The sequence below is a fragment of the Mesorhizobium sp. M0276 genome (genome assembly GCF_040321755.1).
Lineage (GTDB): Bacteria > Pseudomonadota > Alphaproteobacteria > Rhizobiales > Rhizobiaceae > Mesorhizobium.
Genome location: NZ_JAMYSC010000004.1, coordinates 1 through 15,335 on the forward strand (window position 1 = coordinate 1; position 15,335 = coordinate 15,335).

The following is a 15,335-nucleotide window of genomic DNA, read 5'->3' on the forward strand; positions in this document are numbered from 1 at the left end:
CCCCCCCCCCCCCCCCCCCCCCCCCCCCCCCCCCCCCCCCCCCCCCCCCCCCCCCCCCCCCCCCCCCCCCCCCCCCCCCGCGCGGGGGGGGGGGGCCCCCGCCCCCGCGGGCGGGGCCCCCCCCCGAGCCGGGCGCAGCGCCGGCTCTTTTCGTGGAGGCAAGTCTTGTCGGCGCATTACCTGACAATATCGACGGACAGCGTCGAACCCGAATCCGGCGCGCCGGCGCCGGATCGCCTGATCTCTGGCGATCCCAAATTTCGCACCTGGAACGTCGAGGAGCGCGACGGCGGCCTCTATGCCGGCATCTGGGAATCGACTCCCGGCAAGTGGCGCATCGTCTATGACGAGTGGGAGTTCTGCCACATCCTGTCCGGCGTTTCGGTGATCGCGGAGGACGGTGGGCAAGCGCGCACCGTCAAGACCGGCGACAGCTTCGTGCTGAGGCCAGGCTTCAATGGCAGCTGGGAAGTGCTTGAAACGACTCGCAAGGAATACGTGATCAAGCTCTGATCTCGCATCGCCATGATTCTCGCGATCGGAAGGGGACAAGCCGCTGTCCTGCCGAGCTATTTCAGAGGCAGAAAGAGTTCAACGACCACTTCGCGTAGCGGCCCCTCCGGGAAGTGGGACAGATGCCGTTGGCAATAGATCGGAAAGTCGCGTGCTTCCTCGCCGCTCGCCGGAAGCCATTCCCGATAAAGGTAAAGTGCTGCGGGTTCGAGATTGTTGGTATTGCCGGGGTAGCGCAGCACCGCGCAGCGCCCGCCGGGGATCACGCCAGCCTTCATCCGCGCGTCATTCGCCTCGATCGGCTGGTCGGTCCCGGCGCAAATGTCCATGCTATAGTCAGCCGGGACCGCGGGCTCCCTTTCGGAACGGAAGACGTTGAAGGTCGGGCTTGTCTCGGGCGACAAGCCAGCGGCCTTACGCCAGGCGATGAACCGCTGGATGGTGTCCTGGAGCGTCGCCCGGTCTCCGCGGTGCTCCATGATCGCCACCGGGGTCGGAGGCACATCGCGGATCGTCACGTCGTCGTGTTCAAAGATTATCTGCATGAGCGTGTTCCTTGCTTTTTCGAGGGGCCCGAAGGCCATGAGCCACGACCCCCAGTCGGGAGACTTCCGGAACGACGAGGGCGATTGTCCGAACCGTTGCCGAAAGGCGCGGGCGAAGGCATCCGGCGCGTCGTAGCCGGCATCCATGGCTATGTCGGTGACGCTTTGGGCGTCACTCTCGGCAAGCCTGTACGAAGCACGCTTCATGCGGGCGAGCTGGACATAGCGATGCACGGACACCCCGAAGGTGGACGTGAACTGCCGGTGGAAATGGTATTTCGAGAACGCCGCGACACCGCTCAACGCCTCCAGGCTCAGATCGTCATCGAGATGCTGGTCTATATGGTCCAGCACCCGCTGCATTCGGGCCTGGTAGTTTTCAAGTGCGGCCTTCAACGTCTCTTCCTCCGTGACGACACCAGTTAGGCCTTTCGGGATATGTCGCGCTCGACCGATCTTGCGATTTGGCATGGATCAACAGGGGCCTGCCAGCAACGGCTTTCAGGCTCCCCGCGAGCATCGAGCCAAGCTTGCACTGCCTGGGTATGACTATTTCACCGGAAACTGGCTGAGGCAGGCCGCATCGGAGATCTCGTCGCAATAATACTGCGCCAGGAGATCGAGCCCTTCCTGGCCGATGCCCTGGGCCAGCATTTCGCGGGCAAGGCAGCCGCACAGGGCGCCATGGTTGAAATAGGCCGGCGGCCAACCCGCGATCGTCAAAAGCCGACCGCGAGCGTTTCCAGCCCATGGAAGTGGTAAGTGTCGCGGAAGCTTGGGCTTTCGGCAAGATGGAGCTTTGGGTGCCGTTCGAACAGGGTTTTCAGCGACACCTGCAATTCGAGCCGGGCCAGCGGCGCACCGATGCAGAAATGAATGCCGGCGCCGAAGGACACGTTCTTCTGGTCCGAACGGCCGGGCTGAAAGGCGAGGGGATCGACGAAGGCGCGCGGATCGTGGTTAGCCATGCCGAGCAGCAGCCCGATCGTCTGACCCGGCTGCACGACGATTCCAGGCGAGACTTCGATCTCGTGGTAGGCGTAACGCGTGAACATATGCAGCGGCGCGTCGAAGCGGAGGCATTCCTCGACCGTGGCCGCGGTCGCTTCGGGTGAACCGAAGAAGCGGCTGACATCGCCGCCTTGCGCCAGGATCGAGCGGATGGCATTGCCGGTCTGATGCACCGTCGCTTCGTGACCGGCATTAAGCAGCAGGATCGCCGAGGACACCATCTCGTCCTCCGACAGTTTTTGGCCGTCCTCCTGCGCCGAGATCAGCAGCGACAGCAGATCGTCGCCTGGGTTCTTGCGCCGCTCGGTGACGCAAATGCGCAGGAAATCGGCAAATTCGCCCGCCGCGCGGTTGGCCGTCTCCTCGGTTTCGCGCGTGCGGCCATGCATGTACATGGCAACCATCCGGTGCGACCAGTCGAGCAGTTGCGGCCCCATCTCGACCGGCACGCCGAGCATTTCGGCAATGATGGTGATCGGCAGCGGCGCTGCGAAGGCGGGCAACAGATCGACGGTCTTGCCCGGTTGGAAACGGTCGATCAGCTCGCTGGCGAGCGCTTCGACACGCGGCCGCAGCCGTTCGACCTGCCGCGAGACGAAGGCGCGGTTGACCAGTGTTCTCAGCCGCGTGTGCACCGGCGGCTCCAGTTCCAGCATCGAATTGGCTTCGATGCCGTCGAATGCCCTGAGATGGCTGCGGTCCTCGCCGATGCCGCGGCTGTCTGGAATGCCGGCCGGGTTCTGGCGGCCGAAGCGGCGGTCGCGCAGCAGCCGGTTGACGTCGTCGAAGCCGCCAAAGCACCAGAAGCCGAATTCTTCCCAGAAGAATGCATTCGATGCGCCGTGCAGAAGGGCATAGGCCTCGTACGGGTTTTGAAAAAAGGTCGGCTCGTGCGGGTCAAGCCGCAGGCGTCGAGTGACTGGATCAAAGGCCAGGGCGGGCGGCGCCAATTTGCTCATGCCAGACCAATAGCGCGGCTTGCCAGCCTGTTTCCAGACCGTATGTTGGCGCCCGCAACCCAATGCGTTGAGCCAGCCGATACCGCTGCGGAAAGTCTGATTTGATGAATGTGATCGTTGTCGGCGCGGGTATTGCCGGTCTCTCCACCGCGTGGCCGCTGGTCAAGGCCGGCCACAGCGTGTCGATCGTCGAGCAGGGACCGATCCCCAATCCGCTGGCCGCGTCGGGTGACCACCATCGCATCATCCGCCGCGCCTACCGGGCCGGAACCGGCTATGGCCGGCTGATCACCGAAGCCTATCAGGCCTGGGACGAGATGTGGGCCGATCTCGGCGAAAGCCATCTCGATGCGCGCGGATTTGTCTGCATTTCGCGCGAGCCGGGCGACGAGGCCGAGGAATATCGCGAGGGCCTGGAAGAGGGCAATTTTCCTTTCGAATTGCTGGAGCCGGACGCGGCGGTGAAACGCTGGCCGTTTCTCGAGCCAGGCACGTTCCGCTATGCCTATTATTCGCCGGAAGGCGGCGCGCTCCACTGCCGCAAGATAGCTTCCGGCCTTGCCGCCTGGCTGCGTGCCAACGGCGCCAATGTGTACGAGCACAGCAAAGTGACGGCAATCGATGCCGAAGCCGGCCGCCTCGTGCTCGAAAGCGGCGACACGATGCAGGCCGACCGCATCATCGTCACGGCAGGAGCCTGGGTGTTGAAACTGTTCCCGGAACTGGACGGCGAACTGAAGACCTATCGAACCGCGCTCGCCTATGTCGAACCGCCGGCCGACTTGAGAGCGGCCTGGCAGGTTTCACCGGTTGTCCTCGATATCGGCGGCGCGGTCGACGGCTATGTGATCCCGCCCTCCGGCGGCGCCGGTATGAAATTCGGTTCCGGGCTGCACAGGGTGCCGACCAGCGATGCCGACTGGAACCGTCAGCCAGTGCCGGGCGAGGGAGAGGCGATCCGTAACCTGTTCTCGCCGCCGATCGCCCGTATCGCGGAGTACCAGGTGACCGAAGTCGTCACCTGCGCCTACACTTTCACATCAGACGAGAAATTCATGGCACATGAAAAAGGCAAATGCCTGATCGTCTCGGCCTGCTCCGGCCATGGTTACAAGTTCGGGGCGGCGGTCGGCCGGCGTGTTGCCGCTGCCGTCGGCAATGGCGATGTCGCCGGCCTGAAGCGCTGGCTGCGGGCGGAGGTGGCCTGAACGCCGCCGGCGGCCAACCTAAGCGGCAATGCCTCGGACGCGGTTAAGAAACAGCTACCATGCGGTAATGGCGGTACGGCTATAGGCTCGCAGGAGCACCTGCCCTGCGAATCCTTGGTCAGAAAGCTTGATTCGACTTACCCAGATGGCTAGGAGGGGTCGGCCTTGCACAAGGATGAGCCGGCATCCTATTTACGGAATACCGATCCAGAACCGATTCTGCCCGATCTGCCAGCATTGCCGGCGCCGGAATCCCACCGCGAGATAAGAGATATCTGATGAAAAACCCCGTCGAAACCTACATGAACCTCGTTCCGATGGTGGTCGAACAGACCAATCGCGGCGAGCGGGCCTATGACATTTTCTCGCGTCTCCTCAAGGAGCGCATCATTTTCATCACCGGTCCGGTCGAGGACGGCATGGCGACGCTGGTCTGCGCGCAGCTGCTGTTCCTCGAAGCCGAGAATCCGAAGAAGGAAATCAATCTCTACATCAACTCGCCGGGCGGCGTCGTCACCTCGGGCATGGCGATCTACGACACCATGCAGTTCATCAAGCCGGCCGTGTCGACGCTCTGCATCGGCCAGGCCGCCTCGATGGGCTCGCTGCTCCTGACCGCCGGCCACAAGGACATGCGCTTTGCCACGCCGAACGCCCGCATCATGGTTCACCAGCCTTCCGGTGGTTTCCAGGGCCAGGCGTCCGACATCGAACGCCATGCGCAGGACATCATCAAGCTGAAGCGCCGCCTCAACGAGGTCTACGTCAAGCACACCGGCAAAAGCTACGAAGAGATTGAAAAGACGCTCGACCGCGACCATTTCATGACCGCCGACGAGGCCAGGGAGTTCGGCCTCATCGATAAGGTCATTTCGTCGCGCGAGGCGGCAGAAGTCGCTCTGGTATAAGGGCTTATTGGCAGCTGGATGGCGCCATCACGCGCTTTTGGCGTGTCTTGCGGCATTTCGGCCACAATTGGCTGTTCCCTCGGGGGACAGGATTGCCTACGTTAAGCCTATGTTGAGTTTCGGCGGCTTAGCTTTATGCGGGGTTGTCGCGAATCATTGCCACGTTTTCTGATTTGTGTTTCGTAGGGAAGCGTTGCGGGAGCCGGGACACACTGGCGGCGGCGGATTCCCGCGATAGATAGAGAATGCGCCCTTTCAGCCAGACCATCGGCGGGCGGCCATGAAAGGACATGAAAATGAGCAAGGTCGGCAACAACAGCGGCGATTCCAAGAACACGCTTTACTGCTCGTTTTGCGGCAAAAGCCAGCACGAAGTGCGCAAGCTGATCGCCGGTCCGACGGTCTTCATCTGTGACGAGTGCGTCGAGCTTTGCATGGATATCATCCGCGAGGAGAACAAGACCTCGATGGTGAAGTCGCGCGAAGGCGTGCCGACGCCGCAGGAGATCCTCAAGGTTCTCGATGACTATGTCATCGGCCAGCCCTACGCCAAGCGCGTGCTGTCGGTGGCGGTCCACAACCATTACAAGCGCCTCGCGCATGCCGGCAAGAACAACGATGTCGAGCTGGCGAAGTCCAACATCCTGCTGATCGGCCCGACCGGTTGCGGCAAGACGCTGCTTGCGCAGACGCTCGCCCGCATCATCGACGTGCCCTTCACCATGGCTGATGCGACGACGCTGACCGAAGCCGGTTATGTCGGCGAGGACGTCGAAAACATCATCCTGAAGCTGTTGCAGTCGGCCGACTACAATGTCGAGCGGGCCCAGCGCGGCATCGTCTACATCGACGAAATCGACAAGATTTCGCGTAAGTCGGACAACCCTTCGATCACCCGCGACGTGTCGGGCGAGGGCGTGCAGCAGGCGCTGTTGAAGATCATGGAAGGCACCGTCGCCTCCGTGCCGCCGCAGGGCGGCAGGAAGCATCCGCAGCAGGAGTTCCTGCAGGTCGATACCGCCAACATCCTGTTCATCTGCGGCGGCGCCTTCGCCGGGCTGGACAAGATCATCTCGGATCGCGGCCGCAAGACGTCGATCGGCTTCGGTGCCATTGTCGCCTCGCCCGAGGATCGCCGCACCGGCGATGTCTTCCGCCTGGTCGAGCCCGAGGATTTGCTGAAATTCGGTCTTATTCCCGAGTTTGTCGGCCGTCTGCCGGTCCTGGCGACGCTGGAAGACCTCGACGAACCGGCGCTGATCCAGATCCTGACCGAACCGAAGAACGCGCTGGTCAAGCAGTACCAGCGGCTGTTCGAGATGGAGAATGTCGACCTGACTTTCCACGAGAACGCGCTGTCGGCGATCGCCAAGCGCGCCATTGAGCGCAAGACCGGCGCGCGCGGCCTGCGTTCGATCATGGAAGCGATCCTGCTCGACACGATGTTCGAACTCCCGGCGCTCGAGGGCGTGCGCGAGGTGGTAATTTCGGAGGAGGTGGTGACCGGCAGCGCCCGGCCGCTCTATATCTACTCCGAGCAGAAGGAAAAGAAGGGCAATGTCAGCGCCTGACATGAGCCCGCAGCGAAGTTCTGAAACGGCGCCGCAAGGCGCCGTTTTGCTGTCGCGCAGGTTTTTGCAGGACGTTCGGTGTGGTCGTCGTAAATGTGTCACTTGCGGGCACGCTGGAGCTACGGATTTGGACTCGCCCCTTGATCTTTGGGGATCGTGCATCCAACTAAATGGAGAAGGCCGAGGTGCCCGATTTCTGTGCTGTAAAAATCCCGTCACAAACGATGGTAGGCGGAACGATCCCCGGTCGTTAATATAAGATTCGCGGTTGGCTGATTGGCGGCCGCGACATGAAAGGTTGGACAATGGCCAAAATATCCAAGGCACCCAGCGACGGCGTCTTCGCAGTCCTCCCACTGCGCGACATCGTGGTATTCCCGCATATGATCGTTCCGCTCTTCGTCGGGCGTGAGAAGTCGATCAAGGCGCTGGAAGAGGTGATGGGTCAGGAAAAGCAGATCCTGCTTGCCACTCAGATGAATGCCGCAGACGACGATCCCGAGCCCGATGCCATCTTCGACATCGGCACGCTCGCCAATGTGCTGCAATTGCTGAAGCTGCCCGACGGCACCGTCAAGGTTCTGGTCGAAGGCGCCTCGCGCGCGAAAATTGTCTCGTTCACCGACCGTCCCGACTTCCATGAGGCCCGCGCCTCGGCACTGGTCGAGCCGGACGAGGAAGAGGTCGAGGTCGAGGCGCTGGCTCGTTCCGTCGTCACCGACTTCGAGAACTACGTCAAGCTGAACAAGAAGATCTCGCCCGAAGTGGTGGGTGCCGCCAGCCAGATCGACGACTATTCCAAGCTCGCCGACACGGTCGCTTCGCATCTCGCCATCAAGATCCCTGAAAAGCAGGAAATGCTGGCCACGCTCTCGGTGAAGGAGCGTCTGGAAAAGGCGATGGGCTTCATGGAGGCCGAAATCTCCGTCCTGCAGGTGGAGAAGCGCATCCGCTCGCGCGTCAAGCGCCAGATGGAGAAGACGCAGCGCGAATACTATCTCAACGAGCAGATGAAGGCGATCCAGAAGGAACTCGGCGAGGGCGAGGACGGCCGCGACGAAGCCGCCGAGATCGAGGCGCGCATCAAGAAAACCAAGCTCTCCAAGGAGGCCCGCGAAAAGGCGGAAGCCGAGTTGAAGAAGCTCAGGACGATGTCGCCCATGTCGGCTGAATCGACGGTCGTGCGCAACTATCTCGACTGGATCCTGTCGATCCCGTGGGGCAAGAACTCCAAGGTCAAGCAGGATCTGGCTTTCGCGCAGAACGTGCTCGACACCGACCATTTCGGCCTCGACAAGGTCAAGGACCGCATCGTCGAGTACCTTGCCGTGCAAAGCCGTCAGAAGAAGCTGAAGGGGCCGATCCTGTGCCTCGTCGGCCCTCCCGGCGTCGGCAAGACCTCGCTCGGCAAGTCTATCGCCAAGGCGACCGGTCGCGAATTCATCCGCATGGCGCTTGGCGGCGTGCGTGACGAGGCCGAGATCCGTGGCCACCGCCGCACCTACATCGGCTCGATGCCCGGCAAGGTTATCCAGTCGATGAAGAAGGCGAAGAAGTCCAACCCGCTCTTCCTGCTCGACGAGATCGACAAGATGGGCCAGGACTTCCGTGGTGATCCGTCATCGGCTCTGCTGGAGGTCCTCGATCCCGAACAGAACTCGACGTTCATGGACCATTACCTCGAGGTCGAATACGACCTGTCGAGCGTGATGTTCGTGACGACGGCGAACACGCTGAACATCCCTGCGCCCTTGATGGACCGCATGGAGATCATCCGTATCGCCGGCTACACCGAGGACGAGAAGATAGAGATCGCCAAGCGGCACCTGATGCCGAAGGTGGTGCGCGACCATGCCCTGCAGCCGAAGGAGTTCTCCGTCGGCGAGGACGCGATCCGCGCCATCATCCAGACCTACACCCGTGAAGCGGGTGTCAGAAGCCTGGAGCGCGAACTGATGAAGCTCGGCCGCAAGGCGGTGACCGAGATCCTGAAGACGAAGAAGAAGACGGTGGACATCACGGCGGCGAACCTCGCCGACTACCTCGGTGTTCCGCGGTTCCGCTTCGGTCAGGTCGAGGCTGACGATCAGGTCGGTGTCGTTACCGGGCTCGCCTGGACGGAAGTCGGCGGCGAGCTGCTGACGATCGAAGGCGTCATGATGCCCGGCAAGGGCCGCATGACGGTGACGGGCAATCTGCGCGACGTGATGAAGGAATCGATATCGGCGGCGGCTTCCTATGTCCGCTCCCGTGCCATCGATTTCGGCGTCGAGCCGCCGCTGTTCGACAAGCGCGACATCCACGTGCACGTTCCGGAAGGTGCGACGCCCAAGGACGGACCGTCGGCAGGCGTGGCGATGGCGACCGCAATCGTCTCCGTTCTGACCGGCATTCCGGTCAAGGCGGATGTGGCGATGACCGGCGAGATCACGTTGCGCGGCAGGGTTCTGCCGATCGGCGGCCTGAAGGAGAAGCTGCTTGCCGCATTGCGCGGCGGCATCAAGAAGGTGCTGATCCCGGAAGACAACGCCAAGGATCTGGCGGACATTCCGGACAACGTGAAGAACGGCATGGAGATCATTCCGGTCGCACGGGTCGGTGAAGTGTTGCGCCACGCGCTGGTGCGTATGCCGGAGGCGATCGAATGGATCGAGCCGGTGAATCCTCCGGCCGCGACCGACACCACGGACGATGCCGGGAAGACGCTTGCGCACTAGAGCGGTGCGCGTCCGCTTGGACGAGCAAAGGACGCTCTAGGACTTGGACTTGCGCATGGCCCTTTCCGAAAACCGGCTGCGTTTTTCGGAGCCATGCGTTGGTTTTCGCCAAGGTTGCAATGCACAAACAGAGAGCCGGGCTTCGCGCCCGGCTTTTTCATGTGAAAAACCCCGGAATTCCGGGCTTTTTCCGCTTTTTTCACGGCTTTGCGACTTGGTTGCGGCAACGCTTCTTTCTAAAGTCCGTTTCCTGCCGGATGAGTCGTAAGTTCCGGTGTTCTCATGGAAGGGAATTTTTATGAACAAGAACGAACTGGTGTCCGCTGTCGCCGACGCCGCGAGCATTTCGAAGGGTGACGCGCAGTCGGCGGTGGATGCGGTATTTTCCGTGATCAGCGGCGAACTGAAGAAGGGCGGCGATGTCCGGCTTGTCGGCTTTGGCAATTTCACCGTGTCAAAGCGTGCGGCGTCGACCGGCCGCAATCCTCAGACCGGCGCCGAAGTGAAGATCCCGGCACGCACCGTGCCGAAGTTCTCGGCCGGCAAGGGCCTCAAGGACGCAGTCAACTAAGCGCCTTTTTTCTTTTCAGAGACCAGAAAAGCCGGGCTTGCCCGGCTTTTCATTTTTGTGCCCGACGCCGATGCGCATGGCGACTGGGTTATGCGGTCGGCGCCTCGGTGCGCATGAGGCCTTCCTTCTTGAGATCGGCCCAAAGCGCTGCGGGCAGTTTTGCATCGAGCAGCGAACGGTTGCTCTCGACTTCGCTCGGCCGCTGGCCACCGGGGATCACCGAGACGACCGAGGGGTGCAGCAGCGGGAATTGCAGCGCGGCCTCGATCAGGCGCACGCCGTGGCGCTTGCAGACGCTTTCGATGGCGGCGACCCGGTCGAGGATGTCCTTCGGCGCTTCGGAATAGTTGTAGTATGCGCCGGGCTTCGGTCCCGTCGCCAGGATGCCGGAGTTGTAGGGCCCGCCCAGAACGATGCCGATGCCGCGCGCCTGGCAAAGCGGCAGGAAGGATGTCAGCGCCTCCTGTTCCAGCAGCGTGTAGCGCCCGGCAAGCAGGAACAGGTCGAAATCGCCGCGCTCGGCCAGCGTCTGCGCAACCTGCCACTCATTGATGCCTCCGCCGAATGCCTTGATCACGCCCTGGTCGCGCAGCGAGAGCAAACCGCAATAGCCGGAGCGCATGAATTCTTCGATGCGCCGGTCGGACGCTTCCTTGCTGCCATGGGTGAAGATGTCGACATCGTGTACGAAGAGGATGTCGATACGGTCGACGCCGAGGCGCTCCAGCGAGGCTTCGAACGAGCGCATGACGCCGTCATAGCTGTAGTCGTACACCTCGCGGCGCGAAGGCGTGTCGAAGAACTTGCCGATGCCGGTGCGCTCTTCCGGAGGGCAGACGCGCATGATGCGGCCGACCTTGCTCGACAGCACATAGTCGTCGCGCTTCTTGCCGCGCAGGAAAGGGTTGAGCCGCGTTTCCGACAGTCCAAGCCCGTAGAGCGGCGCAGTGTCGTAGTAGCGGCAGCCAGTCGCCCAGGCGGCCTCCAGCGTGGCGTTGGCATCCTCGTCCGAGACGGCACGGTAGAGATTGCCAAGCGGCGCCGTGCCGAAGCCGAGTTCGGTGAAGCTGATGCCGCCATTGCCGATGCGGTCGAAATGCCGTGTCTTCATATCCTGCCGTTTGCCTCACTTGATTTGTCTGCATGACATTATCATGCCTGTGATCAGGCAAAAGCGCCGCGCAGCGTTGGACACGCATTTTCGCGATTGCTAGCATGAACGAAATCAAGCTGTTCGTGGCAGCAAGAGCGCAACTCCCAGGATGATTTTCAATGGCAGGTTTGCCGTGACCGACAAGAGCAAAGGCCTGTTCGGGACCGCGCTTGACGAACTCGGCGGCGTGCTGGCGCGCGTTGATGAGCACCGGATCGATGCTGCTTGCAAGATGCTGGCCGGCGCCCGACAGATCGTCGTCTATGGCTGTGGCCGCGAGGCCTTGCAGGTCAAGGGCTTTGCCATGCGGCTCTACCATCTTGGCCTGCCGGTCGCCGTGGTCGGCGACATGACCACGCCGCCCCTGGGGCCAGGCGATGTCTTCCTGGTCAGTTCCGGACCCGGAGAAACCTCGACCGTGCTGACGCTCATGCAGGTCGCGAACGATGCAGGCGCGACCAACCTGCTGCTGACGGCCCAGGACGAGGGCAGCGCGGCAAAGGGCGCCGATTTCACGCTGCTCATTCCCGCGCAGACCATGGCCAGCGACCAGGGAGCGCGGAAGACGTCGGTGCTGCCGATGGGTTCGGTCTTTGAAGGCGCATTGTTCCTGCTGTTCGAGGTGATGGTGCTGAAGCTCAAAGACTTGATCGGCGCGTCGCCGGACGCCATGCGCGCCCGCCACACCAACATGGAATAGATCATGCGCTACGAACTGATGCTGCCTCACCAGATCCGCAGGGCGATCGCCGAGAACTGGCCGCTCGCCCTGCCGCTCGGCGTGCTCGAATACCATGGCGAGCACATGGCGGTCGGCATGGACACGCTGGCCGTCATCAAGACGCTGGAGCTGTTCGAAAAGGAGAGGGACGTCGTCATCCTGCCACCCTTCTACTACGGTGCTGCGAGCTACGCTGTGGCGCCGCCGGAGGGCAGCGGCTCGGTGCAGGTCGGCGGCAATGCGCTGGCACCGTTCGGCGAGGAGCTGTTCTACAGCCTGCTGCGCATCGGCTTTCGCAACATCCACGCCATCATCCACCACCAGACCGAGAATTTCACCGCCGGCATGCCGACCGATCTGGCGTTCAAGACCGCCGGCCGCCAGGCGATCTTCCGCTTTCTCGAGAAGGAACGCGGCGAAGGCTGGTGGGGCTCCGAGGCGATGGCCGACTACTATGCCGAGCACGCCGAGGGCGCCAATTTCTTCAACTGGGTGCAGGTGCATCCACTGATGCCAGTGGCAATGAACGGCAAGTACCCGTTCGACCATGTCGGCATTGGCGAGACCTCGCTGATGCTGGCGCTATGTCCTGAAGCGGTGGATGCCAGCCATTACGCCGACAATACCGGCTGGTATACGGCGAGCGCCAAGGATGCTTCGGCGGAGTTGGGACGAAAGGGTGTCGCCATGATCCTCGACCACCTGCGCGCCACGCTTTCAAGCTAGCGGGCTCCTTTCGAACGGGACTATCAGGAGACCGCTTCTTATATATTAGCAATCGGTAATGGTATACTATCGCTCCGGCAATGCCTTTAGGCCCTGGAGCCGCTCGGTGCACGAGGTCGGAAAACGACGTATGGCAAGCTTGGCAGGCGTGATCGTCACGGCTGCAGCAGTTCAGAATGTTTCTGCGTTTGCGCACAATGCCGATAGCGGCTGGACTTATCCGCCAGCCTGCTGTCACGGCAATCCAACGACAGGAGAGTGCGGCAGGATTCCCAGCATGACCGTAACACCGCAGGCCGACGGCTATGTGATCATTCTGCGGCCAGGTGACCATCAGAAAGTCACCCACCAGAACCGATACTTCGTTCCCTACGACAGTGTCATTCCGTCAGGAGACGACAACTTCCACATCTGCCTGCATCCGACAGAGGAGCACGAAAATTGCTTCTTTGCGCCGTCGGAGGCGATGTAGGCGCAAACAAACTCGGGGCATGCTCGCCCCACGCCTATCAACACTGTACTCGGCGATCAACAGCCGATCAGGGCGCTGGCCGGCATCGCCATGCCTACTTCACCGCTCCCGCGGTCATGCCCATGATCAGATAGCGCTCAAGCGCAATGCCGATGACCGCGAGCGGCGCGATGGCCGCCGTGGCAAGCGCTGCCATCGACCACCAGTTGATGCCTTGCGAGCCGGTCTGGCTCGCCACCATGACGGGGATGGTCTTGGCATCGGTCGAGGTCAAAAGGGCAGCGAAGAAATATTCGTTCCAGCACAAAACCATCGCCAGGATGAAGGCGGCGACCATGCCGGGCAGCGCGATCGGCATGACGATGCGGAAGAAGGCTCCCCAGATCGACAACCCGTCAACGAGCGCTGCTTCCTCGAGCTCGACCGGGATGGAGTTGAACTGGTCGCGCATGATCCAGATGACGATCGGCAGCACCATCAGCGTGTAGAGCAGGATCAGCCCGACGCGCGTGTCGAGCAGGCCGACTTCACGGTAGAGCACCAGGAAGGGCAGTGCCAGCACCACCGGAGGCAGGATCAGCTGCGACAGGAAGAAGAACGAGATGTCCTCGTTCTTGAACCAGGCGAAATGGTAGCGATAGCGGGTGAGCCCGTAGGCGGCGAGGCTGCCGATGACGATGGCCAGGCTCGATGCGCCGACCGAGGTGATCACCGAATTCATGAAGCGCTTGAGGAACTCCTCGCGCACCGTCGAGGTCTGGAAGATCGAGTCCGGCGACAGGCCGAGCGAGCGCCAGCCCTTCCAGTCCGGCTGGAAGTCGACGAAGGGGATCAGATGGCCTTGGGTGACGTCGACCGCGGTTTTGAACGAGGTCGTGATCGTCCAGTAGATCGGGAACAGGCAGACGAACGCCCAGAACGCCAGCGCCGCGTAGATGAAGAAGCGGCTGGCGAGGAAGCTCGCCGGCGAGCGGATCTCCGAGGCTACATATTCGGTGGTGAGTACGCTCATCTTGCTTCAATTCACCCGATCTTGCTTCAATTGACCCGCCCTGCTTCAATTCACATTGCGCACGAAACGGTTGGCAAATTTCAACAGCCACGTGACGAACACGATGATGATCACTAGGTAGGCCATCGCCAGCATGGTTCCGTAGCCGACATTCGAGCGGTCGCGGTATTCGCGATAGATGAAGCTCGACACGGAATCGGTGGCGCCGCCCGGGCCTCCCGATGTGACCGTGATGATGATGTCGGCAAGCTTCAGCTTGAAGATGATGCGCAGGATCACCGCCGTCACCGACACCGGCAGCATCAGCGGGAAGGTGACCTGCCAGAAGGTCTGCCACACATTGGCGCCGTCCACGCGGGCGGCTTCGAGCACCTCGCGCGACATCGCCTGCAGCCCGGCCAGCAGCATGATCATCATGAACGGAATGAACGTCCAGGCATCCAGCACCATGATTGCGATGCGCGCGATGATCGGATCGCTGAAGAAGGCTGGATTCTCCCAGCCGAGATGGCGCGCCAGCGTCGCTGCCGGTCCGAACCGGTATTCCATCAGCGATTTGCCGATCATCCACGACACCGCGACCGGCGACAACATCAAGGGTAAGAGGAAGACGACGCGGAAGAATTTTCGTGCCCGGATCTGCGCGTTAAGCAGCAGCGCCAGGCCGAAGGCAATGACATATTCGACCGCCACCGCCAGCACATAGAGCACCATGTTGAACAGCGCATTGCGGTAGTAGGGATCGCCCAGCATCTGCCAGAAATTGGCGAGCCCGTTGAACCTGCGTCCACTGAAGGAGCTGAGATTCCAGTCGGTGAGCGCGATGTAGAAACCGAACAGCGTCGGGAAGATCACCATGGCGATGGTGAACAGCAGCGCCGGCAGCAGGAACAGCGCACGCTGGCCGTCTTCGCCGCGCGTCAGCACCTGGCCGATGCCGATAGCCACGCCCCACAGCACATAGGCGTAGACGACCGGGCGCCAGGTTTCGAAGCCGACGGTGTCGGCTTCGGTCTTGTACAGGATCTCCAGCGCGATCACCGCCAGCAGACCGAGAGTTGCAGCAGCCATCAAAGCCCAGCCCAGGCGTTTGCGGCTCGGTGAAATCAGATCGTAAGGGGCGGCGTCTGCCGGCCACGCATTGGTGGGCAAAGTCTGGTTAGCCACGCGTCCCGTCCGTTCACAGAAGGCCCTTTGCCGGCCGGTCAGGTCCGGCGGCCTTGCGCCGCCGAACCACGGTTTATAAGC

At 62.0% G+C, this 15,335-nt stretch carries 15 protein-coding genes; 9 read left to right on the forward strand and 6 right to left on the reverse strand.

The features are described 5' to 3' along the window. The first annotated feature begins 165 nt into the window (after positions 1 to 165). Positions 166 to 513: a cupin domain-containing protein gene (locus NKJ01_RS04615; RefSeq protein ID WP_352726517.1), complete on the forward strand. Its 348-nt coding sequence runs from the start codon at positions 166 to 168 to the stop codon at positions 511 to 513. 56 nt (positions 514 to 569) lie between these two features. Here NKJ01_RS04615 and NKJ01_RS04620 read toward each other — a convergent pair whose 3' ends face one another. The 3 genes from NKJ01_RS04620 to NKJ01_RS04630 form a co-directional block, all read right to left on the reverse strand. Further along, positions 570 to 1,454, reverse strand: coding sequence for an AraC family transcriptional regulator (locus NKJ01_RS04620; RefSeq protein WP_352726518.1), 885 nt, complete (start codon positions 1,452 to 1,454; stop codon positions 570 to 572). 153 nt (positions 1,455 to 1,607) lie between these two features. Then, positions 1,608 to 1,781, reverse strand: a complete 174-nt coding sequence (locus NKJ01_RS04625; protein ID WP_352605304.1) for a hypothetical protein — start codon at positions 1,779 to 1,781, stop codon at positions 1,608 to 1,610. After that, positions 1,778 to 3,028, reverse strand: a complete 1,251-nt coding sequence (locus tag NKJ01_RS04630) for a cytochrome P450 (RefSeq protein ID WP_352726520.1) — start codon at positions 3,026 to 3,028, stop codon at positions 1,778 to 1,780. The genes NKJ01_RS04625 and NKJ01_RS04630 overlap by 4 nt, the downstream gene beginning before the upstream one ends. A 104-nt stretch (positions 3,029 to 3,132) precedes the next feature. Here NKJ01_RS04630 and NKJ01_RS04635 point away from each other — a divergent pair, with 104 nt between their 5' ends. The 5 genes from NKJ01_RS04635 to NKJ01_RS04655 all read left to right on the forward strand — a co-directional run bounded on the left by NKJ01_RS04635 (position 3,133) and on the right by NKJ01_RS04655 (position 10,003). Next, entirely contained in the window at positions 3,133 to 4,236 is a 1,104-nt protein-coding gene (locus NKJ01_RS04635; RefSeq protein ID WP_352726521.1) for an NAD(P)/FAD-dependent oxidoreductase, read from the forward strand. A gap of 278 nt (positions 4,237 to 4,514) precedes the next feature. Further along, positions 4,515 to 5,144 carry an ATP-dependent Clp endopeptidase proteolytic subunit ClpP gene (gene clpP, locus NKJ01_RS04640; RefSeq protein ID WP_023759840.1) on the forward strand — a complete coding sequence of 210 codons (630 nt, stop codon included), beginning with the start codon at positions 4,515 to 4,517 and terminating at the stop codon, positions 5,142 to 5,144. Positions 5,145 to 5,440: 296 nt separating this feature from the next. Next, the gene (gene clpX / locus NKJ01_RS04645; protein WP_023759839.1) at positions 5,441 to 6,715 is read left to right on the forward strand and encodes an ATP-dependent Clp protease ATP-binding subunit ClpX; all 1,275 of its coding nucleotides are present in this window, start codon (positions 5,441 to 5,443) and stop codon (positions 6,713 to 6,715) included. 305 nt (positions 6,716 to 7,020) lie between these two features. Beyond that, the gene (gene lon, locus NKJ01_RS04650) at positions 7,021 to 9,432 is read left to right on the forward strand and encodes an endopeptidase La (protein WP_352485743.1); all 2,412 of its coding nucleotides are present in this window, start codon (positions 7,021 to 7,023) and stop codon (positions 9,430 to 9,432) included. A gap of 298 nt (positions 9,433 to 9,730) precedes the next feature. After that, positions 9,731 to 10,003, forward strand: coding sequence for an HU family DNA-binding protein (locus NKJ01_RS04655; protein WP_015318196.1), 273 nt, complete (start codon positions 9,731 to 9,733; stop codon positions 10,001 to 10,003). Positions 10,004 to 10,091: 88 nt separating this feature from the next. Here NKJ01_RS04655 and NKJ01_RS04660 read toward each other — a convergent pair whose 3' ends face one another. Beyond that, positions 10,092 to 11,114, reverse strand: coding sequence for an aldo/keto reductase (locus NKJ01_RS04660; RefSeq protein ID WP_352726522.1), 1,023 nt, complete (start codon positions 11,112 to 11,114; stop codon positions 10,092 to 10,094). A 151-nt stretch (positions 11,115 to 11,265) separates the two neighbouring features. Here NKJ01_RS04660 and NKJ01_RS04665 point away from each other — a divergent pair, with 151 nt between their 5' ends. The 3 genes from NKJ01_RS04665 (at position 11,266) to NKJ01_RS04675 (ending at position 13,075) form a co-directional block, all read left to right on the forward strand. Further along, positions 11,266 to 11,856, forward strand: coding sequence for an SIS domain-containing protein (locus tag NKJ01_RS04665; RefSeq protein ID WP_502905857.1), 591 nt, complete (start codon positions 11,266 to 11,268; stop codon positions 11,854 to 11,856). Between the two features lie 3 nt (positions 11,857 to 11,859). After that, positions 11,860 to 12,603, forward strand: a complete 744-nt coding sequence (locus tag NKJ01_RS04670) for a creatininase family protein (protein ID WP_352726524.1) — start codon at positions 11,860 to 11,862, stop codon at positions 12,601 to 12,603. 277 nt (positions 12,604 to 12,880) lie between these two features. Next, positions 12,881 to 13,075 (forward strand): hypothetical protein, encoded by a 195-nt coding sequence (locus NKJ01_RS04675; RefSeq protein ID WP_352726526.1) that lies wholly within the window; start codon positions 12,881 to 12,883, stop codon positions 13,073 to 13,075. Positions 13,076 to 13,169: 94 nt separating this feature from the next. Here NKJ01_RS04675 and NKJ01_RS04680 read toward each other — a convergent pair whose 3' ends face one another. Further along, on the reverse strand, positions 13,170 to 14,087 hold the full coding sequence (locus NKJ01_RS04680; RefSeq protein ID WP_023759834.1) for a carbohydrate ABC transporter permease: 918 nt from the start codon (positions 14,085 to 14,087) through the stop codon (positions 13,170 to 13,172). 45 nt (positions 14,088 to 14,132) lie between these two features. Then, entirely contained in the window at positions 14,133 to 15,254 is a 1,122-nt protein-coding gene (locus NKJ01_RS04685) for a carbohydrate ABC transporter permease (protein ID WP_352726527.1), read from the reverse strand. Between the last annotated feature and the right edge of the window lie 81 nt (positions 15,255 to 15,335).